This window comes from Streptomyces sp. MUM 203J (assembly GCF_022414595.1).
Taxonomy (GTDB): Bacteria; Actinomycetota; Actinomycetes; order Streptomycetales; family Streptomycetaceae; genus Streptomyces.
Window position 1 is genome coordinate 1 of record NZ_JADWYO010000049.1, and the last position, 14,344, is coordinate 14,344.

The window sequence follows — 14,344 nt, forward strand, 5'->3', positions numbered from 1 at the left end:
GCCCGTGCGGGCCGACGGTTCGACCAGCCCGGCGAGCAGCGCCTGCCGCGCGGCGGCCAGCCCGCACAGGGCGGGGCGGTCGGCCGGGTTCTTGGCGAGCAGCGCGTGCACGGTCCGGGTCAGCTGACGCGGAGCGTCGGGCCGCATCTCACCCAGGTGGGCGGGCTGTTCGTGAACGTGCCGGTAGAGCACCTCCGCCGCGTCGGCGCCCGGGAACGGCGGCCGGCCGACGAGCGCCTCGTACAGGGTGCAGCCCAGCCCGTACAGGTCGGCGGACGGCCCCACCGGGTGCCGCAGGGCGACCTCGGGCGCGGTGTAGGCGGCGGTGCCCAGCGGGGCCCAGGCAGCCGGCGGGGTGTCGGGCGGGCCCGACGGCTGCCCGGCGTCCCGCCCGGCCAGGACGGCGATGCCGAAGTCCACGACCTTGACCGTGCCGTCCTCGGTGACCAGCAGGTTCGCGGGCTTGACGTCCCGGTGGACGACGCCCCGGCCGTGCGCGGCGGCGAGCGCCCGGGCCACCTGGGCGCCGAGGTCGGCGACCCGCTCCCAGCCGAGGACGCCCTGGGTCCGGATCAGCTCCGCCAGGCTCCATCCCTCCACCAGCTCCATGACCATGAAGGGCCGCCCGTCCGCCGCGTGCCCGAGGTCGTACAGCGCGGCGATGCCCGCGTGCGACAGGCCGGCCACCGTGTGGGCCTCGTCCCACGCCCGGCGCGCCGCGTCCGGGTCGCCGGGCGGAGCCGCGAGGACCTTGAGCGCGACCTGCCGCCCCAGGGCACTGTCCCAGGCGCGCCACACCTGGCCGGACCCGCCGCTGCCGAGGGGTTCCATCAGGCTGTACCGGTCCGCCAGCAGATCCTCTTGCACCACGAACTCCCACCTGCGCGCCCGCCAGAAGGACCACACTCTAGGCACGCACTGCGCCCCGGGCCGAAGCCGGTCGCGGAGGCGAGGGCCAGAGCGCGGGCAGGCATACGCACAGGGGCGGACGGACCGGAGCCGGTCGCTCCCCCGAGACCGCGGCACCGGCCCGCTCACACCGGCAGGCAGCGGGCGGAGAACGGCCGCACGAGGCCACGCACGGCGGGTACGGACACCCGCGGGTCTCCCCGCCCGGCCATGGCGGCGCGGTCGGCGGCGGTCATCAGCCCGGCGGCCTGACGCCGCATCCGGGTCGAGCACGGCATCGCCCATCTGAAGAACTGGCGAGCTCTCGCCCGCCACCTCGGCCGTCGCGAGCACATCAGCGACACCGTCCAGGCCGTCGCCGGCCTACTGTCCCACCAGCAGACCGCAGACCTGGACCCCCGACGACAGAGGTGAGCACCGGTCCCACCGAAGCCCTCGACGTCTCATCACTTACCGTGCACGAGCTCGTTAGTAGTGCTTCGTTACGTCGAGTGATCTCGCCTGGTGGTGGGCATCTCCCGGTCATGAGGCTTGGGGAGGTGGAACGGCTCCGGGGTGAGTTATCGGAGTTCGTTGCCGATGTTTTTGGGTCGCTTCCGCGGCGGGATCAGCGGCGGTGGGGCGGGTGCTATCTGCGGGGTCTGATGCTGGATGGGCGCCGGAAGTCGATCCAGCCGATGGCCGAGCGGCTGCCGGACGGGAACATGCAGGCCCTGCAGCAGTTCGTGAACCAGTCGCCGTGGGATCCGCTGCCGGTGCGGCGGCGGATCGCCGAGCGGCTGTGTGAGGTGATCACGCCCGAGGTGTGGGTGATCGACGATGTGTCGTTTCCCAAGTGCGGGACCCGATCGGTGGGGGTGGCCCGCCAGTACTGCGGGGCTCTGGGAAAGCGGTCGAACTGCCAGGTCGCGGTCAGCGTCCACGCGGCGACCGACACCGCTTCGTGCCCGTTGAACTGGCAGATCTACCTGCCCCGGGGAGTGGACCGACGATGCGGTCCGTTGCCGGGCGGCCGGAGTCCCTGCCGATGTCGGCCACCAGGAGAAATGGCGCTTGGCTCTCGACCTCCTCGACACGCTCGCCGACTGGAAGTTCATCCCGTCGGTGGTCGTGGCCGACGCGGGATACGGAGCGAGCACGCCCTTCCGCCTGGCGCTGGAGGACCGGGGCTTGTCCTATGTGGTCGCGCTGACGGGCAAGGAGGTCGCTCACGCGGAGGCTGTCGAACCGCACTGTCCGGCCTATGGGGGCTCGGACCGCCGACCCTGCCGCGTTACCGCACCCCGCCGCGGGCTCTGCCCGACCTCGCTGCCGACGTGCCGGCCTCCGACTTCTGCGAAGTCACCTGGCGTGAAGGCAGCAAGGGCCCGATGACCTCACGGTTCGCGGCGCTGTGGGTGCGGCCGGCTGGCAAGCAGGCCCTGCGGGCCGCGCAGGAAGCCGGCGGAGGGAACTACCAGTGGGACGGAGTGCTGCCGGTGCGAACCGTGCTGGTGGAGTGGCCCGCCGAGGAGACGGCCCCGACCGGCTACTGGATCTCGTATCTGCCGCCGGACACGCCCGTCGAGGACGTGGTGCGGTGGGCGAAGATGCGTTGGCGCATCGAACACGACTACCGCGAGCTCAAGCACGGCCTCGGCCTGGACCACTTCGAAGGCCGCACCTGGCGCGGCTGGCACCACCACGTCACCCTCGTCACCGCCGCCCAGGCCTTCCTCACCCTCAGGCGCCTCGACCCAAAAGCCCACACGCCGGCCTGACCCTCTACCAGGTCCTCGACACCCTCCAGTACCTGCTGCAGTGCTGGACCGGCACCTGCACCACCTGCGGCCGGCCCTTGCCCCGCAACAGAACCAGACTCAGAACCTAACGAAGCACTATTAGGCCATGCTGCGTAGATTTTCTACTACCAGCGGGGGATGGCGGCGCGCGGCGCTCAATCGCTAGCCTCCATGCAAAGCCAGTACCTCCGCTGGGTACCTGCCCCACTCCCGATCAGGGTGGGTGCCGCCCGTGAGGCGCATCTCTGGAAAGGAGTCGCAGAGGTGTGCGTCACGCGCGGCATCCGCCGTCGCCGTAGTCAGCGACACGGGAGAAGACATGCTCCGGATAAGTGGAATCACAACCCGCGTGATGGGGCTCCTCGGGGTCGGCAACACTCGCCCGGATACAGAAGGGGGTGGCGGAAATGCTCGCCACGAGACCGTAAAGCGGCCTCCGGGTCGAAGTGCATCTAAATTTAAACTTACTGGGACTATTGCTGCTGCATCCATCGCCCTTGGTCTTGTGTGGAATGCAGAAAGGGTGCTGCTCCACACGGAAGAGATCTACGACAGCGGCGGCCTGTGCGGATATGACGTAGTTCGCACGGTTGACTTCATCGACGACATCTGCACGGAACGTGAAGGGGAATCCGGACAAGTCTCTGCGTGAACCCTGCCTTGAGAGCGGCTTCGCCTGATCAACGAAGCTGTCGCGGCTTCGCCTGATCAACGAGGTTGTGAGCGGCCCGGCCAGATCAGCCGGGCCGTCTCTCGTTTTTGGACGACGGTGTCGTCGACTTCGTTGAGGACACGCAAGTCGAGATCGCAGCGAGTGTCACCAAGTCCCTGTGTATGAACTTCAGCAGCACCTTCGCCAGGTGTGCTCTGTCAATCACGGCCCCGCCATCACAGAGTTCCTGCCGCGCCGTCATCAACGCAGGTAGGTCTGCTGCCACTCCACGGAGGTCATGGTGAGGGCGGCTGCGGCAAGCTGCCGGGCGGAGGCGGTTCTGAGGCCGGCCAGGCTGGTGTCGATCCAGTTCTGGACGTTCTGGTGGCCCTGCTCGCGGTACTCGACGGCCTGGACGAGGCATTCGAGCTTGTCGGCGTCGTGAGCGACCAACACCTCCAGGCTGTCGCCGTTCTCGTACTCCTCGACGACCTCCTGGATGCCGGAGCGCACGGCGGGGTGGGCGGCGGCGAGCTGGTCGGCGGTGACCTGCTCGTTGGAGGCGGCGGTCAGGTAGCGGCGGCCGATGTGGGGGATGTCCCCGACCCTCGTCTCCTGTGTGTCGTGGAAGACACCCATCAGCGCCACCTTGGCCGGATCGGCGCCCTCCATCATCGCCAGCACCGCACCGATCAGGGCGACACGGAAGCTGTGCTCCGCGATGGACTCGGGGTCCTTGATCCCGGCGATCCACCAGCCCGACCGTGCGGCCCGCTTCAACATGCCCATCTCCAGCAGGTATCCGGCGGTCCCGGCGGCCTGCTCGGTGGTCGTCTCGTCGGCGATGGTGCCCTCCCGGTCCGTCAGATGCGGTCGCGGAGAAACTAGTGCACGCCGGCCACTCCGTGCCGGACGCACGACAAGGCCCGGCCGTCGTCGGTCCAGGCGCTGACGGGGCGGCCGTTCGGCACATCCACCGCGCCGGGCACTCGCCCGGGCGCCGGGGCACAACTGTGCCCCGGCCGCGTGGAGCGGCCGGGGCACGGAACCCGGAGTCAGCGCCGTACGAAGGCGCCGGACCTGGTAGGCCCTGTGGGACTCGAACCCACAACCAACGGATTAAAAGACCCCCCAAGATCATGACTACGGATGCTGGTGGATGTCGAGCGATCCTTGCTGCCCTGGTCAGAGCGGTCTGGGCCGGACCACGGTGCCACCTCGTCCAGCCCGTAACACCCCGTCCGCTCACGCATCGCTCACGCACGAGAGGCACTGATACTCCAGTGTGGTTTCGTGATCTTGCTGGTTGCGGCGGGGTGTGGAGACAGGATGGCTTTGTTCACGAGTCGTTTGAAGCCACCGGGACACTTGCCACGGCACCATCATCGAGACCTGCATCGACTCCTGCCGCCTGGCCACCGCCCGCACACGGGCCCGGCGGTGGGCGGAGGCCCTACACCCCTCCGGCGAACGGATTGCCGTGCCCGGGAAGCTGCCCGCCTGGCGGAATGTACCGTAGTCGCCCACTCTGATCGGTTACCGATGTGAACCCTGCGGCCTGCAGCCGTGCGACGTGCTTGGCTCTGTAGCGTCGGCCAGCGACGAGCCCGATGGGTACGAAGGCCATCAGCGCCGCCCAGACGATGCCGGCGATGACCGCGGCGGTGGTGTCCGCGCCGAGCTGGAAACCGAGGCCCACGGCCAACGCGCTGAAGCCGACACCCATGATTACCGCCAGCTGCTTCTCGGTGTACGTGGTGGCAAGGTCGAACGTGATGCGGGACTTGAGAAGCTCGACCTCGTTGGGCACGAGCGGCGGCAGCGCGACCCCGTCGCTCGCCTTCGGATAACGCGCCCAGTTCTGCTCGGCACGCGCCTGGGCCTGCGGGCTGGGGTCGGGCACGATCAGCATCACGAACCCGTTGCCCTGTGGCCCACCGCCCCGCCATGCGTCCGCGTACTCGTACCCGAACTGCTTGGCGAGAAAGGCAAGTCGGGCGAGTTTCTTCATGGAGGCCATGGCGCTGGTGACCTGAACGGGCTCCCCGCTCGCCATCTGCCGCAGCATCTTCCGCACATGCCGGTTACTCACCCGTCGCCTCCTCACGCACAATCCAGACAGTCTTCCACATCGGCATGCTCATGCTGGACAGGGACCGAACCGGATAGATCACGAAACCGCACTGGAGTACTAATGGGCTGACCGCCCCGTTCAGTGCGGTGGCGGTACCGGGTTCAGGGCGTTGCCGACGGTACAGCCGCCCTCTCCAGGCATCCGCTGGATCCGGGACGGCACCCACACCTCGGTGGCGCCAGGGCCCACACGGGCAAGAAGACAGTCCTGCGCGTCGAAGCCGTTGCCCTTTACCGACAGGAGAACGCCGACTCGGCCGCCGTCCGCCCTCACCTCGGTACGGATCGCCGGATGCAGGTCCAGGGCAGCGAGCGCATGGCGCACCTTGGCCTCATCCACCCGTCCGCCCTCCGGCACCTGGGGGAGTTTCGCGCGAAGCTCCTCGTACGGCAGCCGGGGCGGTTCGGGTGGCGGGGCGAAGGTCAACGGAGGGCCACCTGGGCAGTCCACGTCACGGGGATCCTCACGCCACTCCGACTTGGGCGACACCCGCACGGCGAAACAGCGCCGCACAGTGACCTCCTCGAGGTCGACCCATCGGTTGTACGCCGAGCCGGACGTGCGAACGACCACGTCGACGCCATCCCCGTCATGCGTCGAGGAACCCGTCACCCGCAGTACCTCCACCCCATCGATGCCGGAAGCGGAGCGCCCGACCTCCTCCGCCGTGCGCGGACGCTGTCCGTAGAGCCGCTCGCCGGCCTTTCTGGCCACCTCCCGTGCGACGTCCGTCGCCTCGCCCTCGGAGGACTGCACCACCCCGCAGGCGCCGGTGAACAGCAACAGCGGAGCGAGCAACAGCAGTCGGCGCATGCGGCTACTCTTCCGGCGCTGCGCGCGGCAGGCAACCGCTCGCGTACTCAGACCGGTGTGGGCGATCGCACTCAGCCGATACGGCGATCAGACATGGGCGCACCCCGTGAGGTTCCGGCGGCGGGCACACACCCCGAGCTCGGCCCTCAACGGGCGCGGCGAGGCCGCAAACCATCATCTTGGCGGCGGGCCGAACGTCGTCGAGGCGGCCGTGGAGCACGAGCCCCAGGCACAGGTCGATGGAACCAGACCCATGAGACGCCCCATTTCGCACGACGGTCATCGCCGCGATGATGTCCGGTTATGGAGGAACTGGTCGTCGCCCTGGTGGCTGCGGTGTTCGGGCTGGCCGGCACAGTCGTCGGTGCAGTTCTGTCGGCGCGGGCCGCGAAGAAGGGAGCCGTACTCAGCGCACAAGCCACCTTGCAGCAAGTTCGCGATCAAGCCACAGTCGATCAAGCCCACTGGCTTCGGCAACAGCGGCTTCAAGCGTACGAAGGTTTCTTGGCAACATGGGACGAGTGCCTTCGTCGCATCGACTCCGTGGGACTGCCAGGAGACTCCGGATCGTCGGGAATCAACCCGCTGAAAGAGGCTGTCGGCCGCATGACAGAGCGTGCTCGGAGAATCGACATCCTAGGACCGGCCGAGGTGGCCGGGGCGGCGGAAGAGCTCGCCATCAGCATTCGGCGTGACGTGGACATAGCCACCAAGCTGAAGACGCTCACCGAGTCAACGCTTCCGACAGCGACCGAACGCATGACCAACGGAACAACGCCAGCGATCGCAGCCGCTACGGAGGCCATGCAGGAGACCAAGAGGCATATGCGAGAGCTTGTGGCGGAGGCGCACGAAAGCGGTCGACCGCTCCATGAGGACCCGCGGGCGCCAGCGATATTCGAGAGCTTCGAACGAGCCCAGGAACTCGCCAACGCAGCAATCGCTCGCGCGAATGAGGACGGCGACGGGTTTTCCGCATTCCTTGACCAAGCGACTGTGATCGTCGATGAACTGAAGCGCAACCAGGAAGCCCGCGCGGGCATTCGCGAGCGGTTCACGACCGCCGCGAGGCACACGCTCGCTTCCGCAGCTCCATCCGCTCCATAGCAAGGTCGTTCTCGCGTGCGTGACCGCGACCTGCACGTGGGATCCCGCAGCCCTGCCTCGGATGACGAACCAGGGCTGCGCCCGTCTCCTATCGCAGGTAGGTCTGCTGCCACTCGACGGACGTCATGCTGAGGGCGGCTTCGGCAAGCTGCTGGGCCGAGGCGGTCTTGAGGTTGTTGAGGCTGGTGTCGATCCAGTTCTGGACGTTCTGGTGGCCCTGCTCGCGGTACTCGACGGCCTGGACGAGGCATTCGAGCTTGTCGGCGTCGTGAGCGACCAACACCTCCAGGCTGTCGCCGTTCTCGTACTCCTCGACGACCTCCTGGATGCCGGAGCGCACGGCGGGGTGGGCGGCGGCGAGCTGGTCGGCGGTGACCTGCTCGTTGGAGGCGGCGGTCAGATAGCGGCGGCCGATGTGGGGGATGTCCCCGACCCTCGTCTCCTGTGTGTCGTGGAAGACACCCATCAGCGCCACCTTGGCCGGATCGGCGCCCTCCATCATCGCCAGCACCGCACCGATCAGGGCGACACGGAAGCTGTGCTCCGCGATGGACTCGGGGTCCTTGATCCCGGCGATCCACCAGCCCGACCGTGCGGCCCGCTTCAACATGCCCATCTCCAGCAGATATCCGGCGGTCCCGGCGGCCTGCTCGGCGGTCGTCTCGTCGGCGATGGTGCCCTCCCGGTCCGTCAGATGCGGTCGCGGAGAACCTAGTGCACGCCGGCCGCTCCGCGCCGGACGCACGACAAGGCCCGGCCGTCGTCGGTCCAGGCACTGACGAGGCGGCCGTTCGGCACATCCACCGCGCCGGGCACGCACCCGGGCGCCCGGGCACAACTGTGCCCCGGCCGCATGGAGCGGCCGGGGCACGGAACCCGGAGTCAGCGCCGTACGACGGCGCCGGACCTGGTAGGCCCTGTGGGACTCGAACCCACAACCAACGGATTAAAAGTCCGCTGCTCTGCCAATTGAGCTAAGGGCCCGTGACGGGTCATCCCCGAGCATAGCCCGACGGGCGCGGTGAGCCGACCGGGTATCGGACCACGGGGCTCATCCGGCCAGGCCCGACAGGGGGACGGGCCCGGCCACGCACCGGGGTGTCGTGGGCGGGCCCGTCCGAAGGGCTATGGCGTGTCAGCCGTTGCGCTTCCAGCGCGGCTTGTCCTCACGGCGGCCGTAGGAGCCGGTGCCGGCGCCCCGGTGGTCGTCACGGCGGCCGTACGGGCGGTCGTGGCCGCCGCTGCGGTGGTCGCGGTTGAACGGGCGGTCCGCACGGCGGAAGCCGCCGCGGTCGCCGCTGCGGTCACCGCCGCGGGCGTCGCGGTCCCGGCGGTCACGGTTGAAGGGACGGTCGTCACGGCGGTCGTCGCGACGGTCGTCACGGCGGAAGCCACCGCGGTCACCGCGCTCGCCGCCACGGTCACCGCGGTCGTCACGGCGGTCACGGCGGTCGTACGAGGGGCGGTCGTCGCGACGGTCGTCACGACGGAAGCCACCACGATCGCCGCCACGGTCACCACGCTCGCCGCCACGGTCACGGCGGTCGTACGAGGGGCGGTCGTCGCGACGGTCGTCACGACGGAAGCCACCACGATCGCCGCCACGGTCACCACGCTCGCCGCCACGGTCACGGCGGTCGTCACGGCGGAAGCCGCCGCGCTCGCCGCCACGGTCACCGCGCTCGGCCCTCGGCTCGCGGTTCTCGCGGGGCTCACGGGCCGGGGCCTGCGCGGCCTCGCGCTCCGCCTGCTCCGCCGCCTCGGCGATCGCCTCGGCCGGGTCGGCGCCCCGCTCCACGGCAGCACGGGCCACCAGGCGGTCGGCCTCCTCGCGGAGTTCGGCCGCGCGGCGCTGCGCGCGCTCCAGCTGCTTGGTCAGGTCCGCGACCTCACGCTCGGCCTGCTTCGCGGCGTTGCCCGCCGAGTCGGCCTGGACCTCGGTCAGCGAACGGGCGCCGGTGATCTCCGCGACCTCCGGGTCGAACGCCCCGGCGCCGCCGACGATGTGGCGCGAGGCGTCGACGCCCGCGTCCTCCATCAGCCGGAAGATCTGGCGCCGCTGGTGCGGCAGGGCCAGCGACACGACCGTGCCGGAGCGGCCGGCGCGCGCGGTGCGGCCCGAGCGGTGCAGGTAGTCCTTGTGGTCCCCGGCCGGGTCCACGTTCAGGACCAGGTCGATGCCGTCCACGTGGATGCCGCGTGCGGCGACGTCCGTCGCGACGAGCACGTTCACGTACCCGTCCTTGAAGTCGGCCAGCGTCCGGGTGCGGGCGCCCTGCGTCATGCCGCCGTGCAGCGCGTCGGCCTTCACACCGGCGTCCCGCAGCTGCTCGGCGACGCGGTCGGCGCCCAGCTGGGTCCGCACGAAGATGATCGTGCGGCCCTTGCGCGCGGCGATCGCCGCGGTGACCGGGGCCTTGTCCTTCGGCTTCACGATCAGGATGTGGTGGCTCATGGTCGTGACCGCGCCCTGTGCCGCGTCGACCTCGTGGTTGACCGGGTCATTCAGGTAGCGCTTGACCAGGGTCGCGATCTCGTTCTCCATGGTCGCGGAGAAGAGCATCCGCTGACCGCCGGTCGGCACCTGGTCGAGCAGCTCGGTCACCTCGGGCAGGAAGCCCAGGTCGGCCATCTGGTCGGCCTCGTCGAGCACCGCGACCTTGACGTCGTCCAGGGAGCAGGCACCGCGGGTGATGATGTCGCGCAGTCGGCCCGGAGTGGCGACGAGGATGTCGACGCCGCGCTCCAGGGCGTAGATCTGGTTGCCCATCGACGTACCGCCGCAGACGACCTTCATCCGCAGGCCGAGCACGTCGCCGTACGGCTGGAGGGCGTCCGCGACCTGCATGGCCAGCTCACGGGTGGGGGTGAGGATGACGCCGCGCGGCTTCTTCTTCTCGGTGCGGCCACCGGCCAGCGTGGCCAGCAGCGGCAGGCCGAAGGAGAGGGTCTTGCCGGAGCCGGTACGGCCGCGGCCCAGGATGTCCTTGCCGGACAGGGCGTCCGGGATGGTCGCCGCCTGGATCGGGAAGGGCGTGGTCACGCCGTTCTGGGCGAGCTTCCGTACGACGCCCTCGGGCAGGCCCAGGTCCGCGAAGGTGACGGTCGGCTCGTCGGCCTCGACCGTCTCCTGGACGCCGGAGGCCTCCTCGATGGCCTCGTCGACGGCGACCGCGACGGCGGCTTCCTCGAGAACCTCGTCCTCGGACGTCAGGACAGGCTGGTCAGAACTGAAGATGGACATGCGAAATGCGAAACCTTCCGGAGTCTCGGCAGCACGCGCCCGTCAACTCCGTGTTTCGCTGAAGATTCGCAAATCGACCGCCTCTATGCGGTCAGCCACGGCAGGGGGAGAGTACGCGCCACACGCGGCGCTCTTCTGTCTTGGCGCCGGGCAAATGGGATCAAACGATCTACCACCATACGCACCCTCCCCCACTCAGCGCAAACCCGCATCCCGTGTTCCCAGTCACGCGGGCGCGACCTGCGGCGACGCCGCGGGCTCGCTCTGCTTGCCGGACCGGTCGCCGCGCAGGGCCTCGGTACGGGTGTCCGCCGACGGCGACGCGGAAGGCGGTTCCGACGGCTCGGGCTCCGGCGGCTCGGACGACGGGGACGGCGAGGGCTGCGGGGGCTCCGGCGGCGCGTCCGACGGAGACGGGGACGTGCCCGGCGTCGTCCTGTCCGGCGGCGTGGACGTCCCGTCGTCCCCGCCGCCGCTGCCGCCCTCGCCGCCGCTCCCGCCCGTGCCGTCGCCGCCGGGCCCCGCAGGCGGCTCCTGCCCTCCGGGGGAGGGCGAGGCGTCCGGCTCGGGCGCGGCCGACGGGGACGGGGAGGAGGACGGGGACGCCGACGCGCCGGGCGACGGGGAGGCGTCGTCACCGGGCGCGTCGTCCGACCCGCGCCGCCGTTCGTGGCCGCTGCGCGCCTCGTGGTGCCCGCCCGGGAGCGGAGCACCGGCGTCCGCCTCGGCCGCCGCCGCCCCGGACGGGTCCACCGACTCGCTCGGCAGGGGCCGCGAGCTGTCGTCGGACACACTCATACAGCCGCTGACGGAGCCTGCGGAGGCCATCACGGCCAGTGCGGTCACGGCCCATCGGACGGGGGCGGGCATTTGGCGCACGGGGGCACCTCCAGGCGGGGACACGGGATTTCCCTGCCCAACTCCCGCTCACCCGCAAGGGACACGCCCGGACCCCGGTCGGTCGCACAGCTCCCCGGAGGACACCGCGGGGCGGGTACCGCACCCGTCTGCGACAGCCGGGCCGAGCCGCCGCCGGGACGGACCGCGACCGGGGACAATGGGCGTGTGCTGGAGATGACGCGCGAGGCCTTCGAAGAGCTGGTGAGTGACGCCCTGGACCAGATCCCGCCGGAACTCGCGCGGGTCATGGACAACGTGGCCGTGTTCGTGGAGGACGAACCGTCCACGGACGACCCCGAGCTGCTCGGGCTCTACGAGGGGACGCCGCTCACCGAACGCGGCGAGTGGTACGCGGGCGTGCTGCCCGACCGCATCTCGATCTACATGGGCCCCACCCTCCGGTACTGCGCGACGCCCGAGGACGTGGTGCACGAGGTCGCCGTGACCGTGGTCCACGAGATCGCCCACCACTTCGGCATCGAGGACGAACGCCTGCACGAACTGGGCTGGGGCTGACCCCTCCGCCGCGGCGCTCCGCCGACGCGCCGCAGAGCCGCCCCGTACGGGCATAGCCGCGCCCCCGTACGGGCATACCGCCCCAATGGCCCGAGCCGTCGTCCGTGCCACGTACCGGCGCGTCACGCGCGCGCTGCGCCGCGCCGCCGCCCGCCTCACCCGCCCGGCCCTTCCGCCAGGTCCGGTACGGACCGGGGCCACCCCGCACCCCCTCGCACGGGCCCTCGGGCTGGCGGCCGTCGTGCTCGTCGGCGCCTGGCTGGGCCTGCTCGTCGTGGGCACCGTCCGCACCCCCGTCGGGCCCGTGGACACCGGCATGACCCTGCGCCCCTCCCTGAGCGGCGGCACCAAGATCGACGTCCCGCCTCTGGGTGCTCTCGAACTCGACTCCCACACCGCACCCATCCGCCTGGACGTCGACGTCCGCGAACTGGACGCCGCACGCGCGCAGGCGCTGGTCGAGCACCCCGAGCGGCTCTCCGGCCTGCAGGAGGAGATCACCCGGGACGTGGCGAACGGCACCCGCGAGCTGGCCATCCGCTCCTGTGTCGCCGTCGTCTCCGGGGCCACCGCCCTGGGCCTGGCCGTCTACCGGCGCCCCCGCCGGGCCCTCGCCGCCGGCGGCCTCGCGCTCGTGCTGCTGGCCGCGTCGGGCGGTCTCGCGTACGCCACCTGGAACCCGAGGTCCGTCCTGGAGCCGCGCTTCTCCGGACTGCTCAGCAGCGCCCCGTCCGTCGTCGGCAACGCCCGCTCCATCGTCACCGAGTTCGACGTGTACCAGAAGGAGTTGGCGCGGCTCGTCACCAACGTGACCAAGCTGTACGAGACCACCTCGACGCTCCCGGTCTACCAGCCCGACCCGGCCACGATCCGCGTGCTGCACGTCTCCGACATCCACCTGAACCCGCTCGCCTGGCATGTCATCAGCTCGCTCGTGGAGCAGTACCGCATCGACCTGATCATCGACACCGGCGACACCATGGACCACGGCACCGCCGCCGAGAACGCCTTCCTGGACCCGATCAGCGGACTGGGCGCCCCGTACGTGTGGGTGCGCGGCAACCACGACTCCACGGTCACCCAGAAGTACCTGGAGGGCCTGCGCAACGCGCACGTGCTGGACCAGGGCGGGGTGGTGACCGTCGCCGGGGTGCGGGTCGCGGGCATCGGCGACCCCCAGTACACGCCGGACCGGTCGGTGGTCCAGGCGGGAGACGACGCGGAGCGTGCGGCGGGGCGGGTGCTGGCGGAATCCCTGCGGGCGCAGGCGCGGGCGGGCACGCCGGTGGACATCGCGGTCGCCCACAACCCGATCGCCGCGCACCAGACGGACGGCCTGGTGCCGCTCGCCCTGGCGGGCCACATGCACCGGCGCATCAACGAGGTGATGGCGGAGGGCACCCGCCTGAAGATCGAGGGCTCCTCGGGCGGGGGCGGTCTGCGGGCACTCGAACAGGACCCGCCGGCGCTGGTGGAGGCGTCCTTGCTCTACCTCGACCGCGACACGCGGCGGCTCCAGGCGTGGGACGAGATCACGCTGGGAGGCCTGGGGCTGACGTCGGTGGAGGTGGCCCGCCATGTCCCCGACGAAGTCCTGCCCGGTACACCGGCACCGGACGCGAGCCTGAGCCCGACACCCGGTCCGAGCGCCGGTCCGAGTACCGGTCCCGGTCCCGGTCCGGGGTCTGTGGCTCCCTCCCCGTAAACCGTTTTGGCGAACCGTCCCCGCATCCCATATGCTTCTCACGTCCCCGACGCGCTGACGAGGCGCCCAGGCGGGCCCTTAGCCCTCATCGTCTAGTGGCCCAGGACGCCGCCCTTTCAAGGCGGTAGCACGGGTTCGAATCCCGTTGGGGGCACGCATTACCTTGTGCGAGACTAGTGCTCGCACGAAGCTTGGTCCTGTGGAGCAGTTAGGAGTGCTCGCCACCCTGTCAAGGTGGAGGCCGCGGGTTCAAATCCCGTCAGGACCGCTGAGGTTTCACGTGAAACCTCGTGGCTGGGTAGCTCAGTTGGTACGAGCGTCCGCCTGAAAAGCGGAAGGTCGCCGGTTCGACCCCGGCCCCAGCCACCAGCCGAAAGGCCCCGTCTCCGGACGGGGCCTTTCGCCGTTCGTGCCCATGGGTACACCGAACGGGGCCACGAGGACGTCCCCGGGCTTCCGCGGGACCTTGGACCACTCGATCAGCGACGCGTGGGCATGGACCTTCACCGTCACCCCGATGCCGCCGCACCCGGCGGCCTGCCGGACGAGGCACGGCGGCGCTCCGAGGCCGCGCCGCAGGCAC

General features: G+C 70.4%; 11 protein-coding genes, 4 tRNA genes and 1 pseudogene. 7 read left to right on the plus strand and 9 right to left on the minus strand.

Going from position 1 to position 14,344, the window contains the following annotated elements:
* Positions 1-870 (minus strand): serine/threonine-protein kinase (locus I3F58_RS21765; RefSeq protein WP_240110350.1); only part of this gene is annotated, 870 nt, incomplete at its 3' end.
* Between the two features lie 164 nt (positions 871-1,034).
* The gene (locus tag I3F58_RS21770) at positions 1,035-1,187 is read right to left on the minus strand and encodes a hypothetical protein (protein WP_240110351.1); all 153 of its coding nucleotides are present in this window, start codon (positions 1,185-1,187) and stop codon (positions 1,035-1,037) included.
* 246 nt (positions 1,188-1,433) lie between these two features.
* Between I3F58_RS21770 and I3F58_RS21775 the strand changes: the two are divergent.
* Positions 1,434-2,669: pseudogene (locus tag I3F58_RS21775) on the plus strand (IS701 family transposase).
* A 934-nt stretch (positions 2,670-3,603) separates the two neighbouring features.
* Here I3F58_RS21775 and I3F58_RS21780 read toward each other — a convergent pair.
* The 3 genes from I3F58_RS21780 to I3F58_RS21790 all read right to left on the minus strand — a co-directional run bounded on the left by I3F58_RS21780 (position 3,604) and on the right by I3F58_RS21790 (position 6,289).
* Positions 3,604-4,131, minus strand: a complete 528-nt coding sequence (locus I3F58_RS21780) for an HD family hydrolase (protein WP_240110382.1) — start codon at positions 4,129-4,131, stop codon at positions 3,604-3,606.
* Positions 4,132-4,795: 664 nt separating this feature from the next.
* On the minus strand, positions 4,796-5,434 hold the full coding sequence (locus I3F58_RS21785; protein WP_240110352.1) for a hypothetical protein: 639 nt from the start codon (positions 5,432-5,434) through the stop codon (positions 4,796-4,798).
* A gap of 120 nt (positions 5,435-5,554) precedes the next feature.
* Positions 5,555-6,289 carry a translation initiation factor IF-2 gene (locus tag I3F58_RS21790; protein WP_240110353.1) on the minus strand — a complete coding sequence of 245 codons (735 nt, stop codon included), beginning with the start codon at positions 6,287-6,289 and terminating at the stop codon, positions 5,555-5,557.
* 303 nt (positions 6,290-6,592) lie between these two features.
* On the opposite strand from I3F58_RS21790, the gene I3F58_RS21795 reads away from it, so the two are divergent.
* Positions 6,593-7,396: a hypothetical protein gene (locus tag I3F58_RS21795; RefSeq protein ID WP_240110354.1), complete on the plus strand. Its 804-nt coding sequence runs from the start codon at positions 6,593-6,595 to the stop codon at positions 7,394-7,396.
* An 88-nt stretch (positions 7,397-7,484) separates the two neighbouring features.
* Here I3F58_RS21795 and I3F58_RS21800 read toward each other — a convergent pair whose 3' ends face one another.
* The 4 genes from I3F58_RS21800 to I3F58_RS21815 all read right to left on the minus strand — a co-directional run bounded on the left by I3F58_RS21800 (position 7,485) and on the right by I3F58_RS21815 (position 11,438).
* Complete coding sequence (locus tag I3F58_RS21800) at positions 7,485-8,012, minus strand: HD family hydrolase (protein ID WP_240110383.1); 528 nt, start codon at positions 8,010-8,012, stop codon at positions 7,485-7,487.
* A gap of 292 nt (positions 8,013-8,304) precedes the next feature.
* A tRNA-Lys gene (locus I3F58_RS21805) sits at positions 8,305-8,380 on the minus strand.
* Between the two features lie 151 nt (positions 8,381-8,531).
* Complete coding sequence (locus I3F58_RS21810) at positions 8,532-10,640, minus strand: DEAD/DEAH box helicase (protein ID WP_240110355.1); 2,109 nt, start codon at positions 10,638-10,640, stop codon at positions 8,532-8,534.
* A gap of 225 nt (positions 10,641-10,865) precedes the next feature.
* On the minus strand, positions 10,866-11,438 hold the full coding sequence (locus I3F58_RS21815; RefSeq protein WP_240110356.1) for a hypothetical protein: 573 nt from the start codon (positions 11,436-11,438) through the stop codon (positions 10,866-10,868).
* A 267-nt stretch (positions 11,439-11,705) separates the two neighbouring features.
* Between I3F58_RS21815 and I3F58_RS21820 the strand changes: the two genes are divergently transcribed.
* The 5 genes from I3F58_RS21820 (at position 11,706) to I3F58_RS21840 (ending at position 14,130) form a co-directional block, all read left to right on the plus strand.
* Positions 11,706-12,056 (plus strand): metallopeptidase family protein, encoded by a 351-nt coding sequence (locus I3F58_RS21820; protein WP_240110357.1) that lies wholly within the window; start codon positions 11,706-11,708, stop codon positions 12,054-12,056.
* An 85-nt stretch (positions 12,057-12,141) separates the two neighbouring features.
* Entirely contained in the window at positions 12,142-13,761 is a 1,620-nt protein-coding gene (locus tag I3F58_RS21825; RefSeq protein ID WP_240110358.1) for a metallophosphoesterase, read from the plus strand.
* 81 nt (positions 13,762-13,842) lie between these two features.
* Positions 13,843-13,915, plus strand: a tRNA-Glu gene (locus I3F58_RS21830).
* 39 nt (positions 13,916-13,954) lie between these two features.
* Positions 13,955-14,029: transfer RNA gene (locus I3F58_RS21835), tRNA-Asp, on the plus strand.
* A 24-nt stretch (positions 14,030-14,053) separates the two neighbouring features.
* A tRNA-Phe gene (locus I3F58_RS21840) sits at positions 14,054-14,130 on the plus strand.
* Positions 14,131-14,344: the final 214 nt, after the last annotated feature.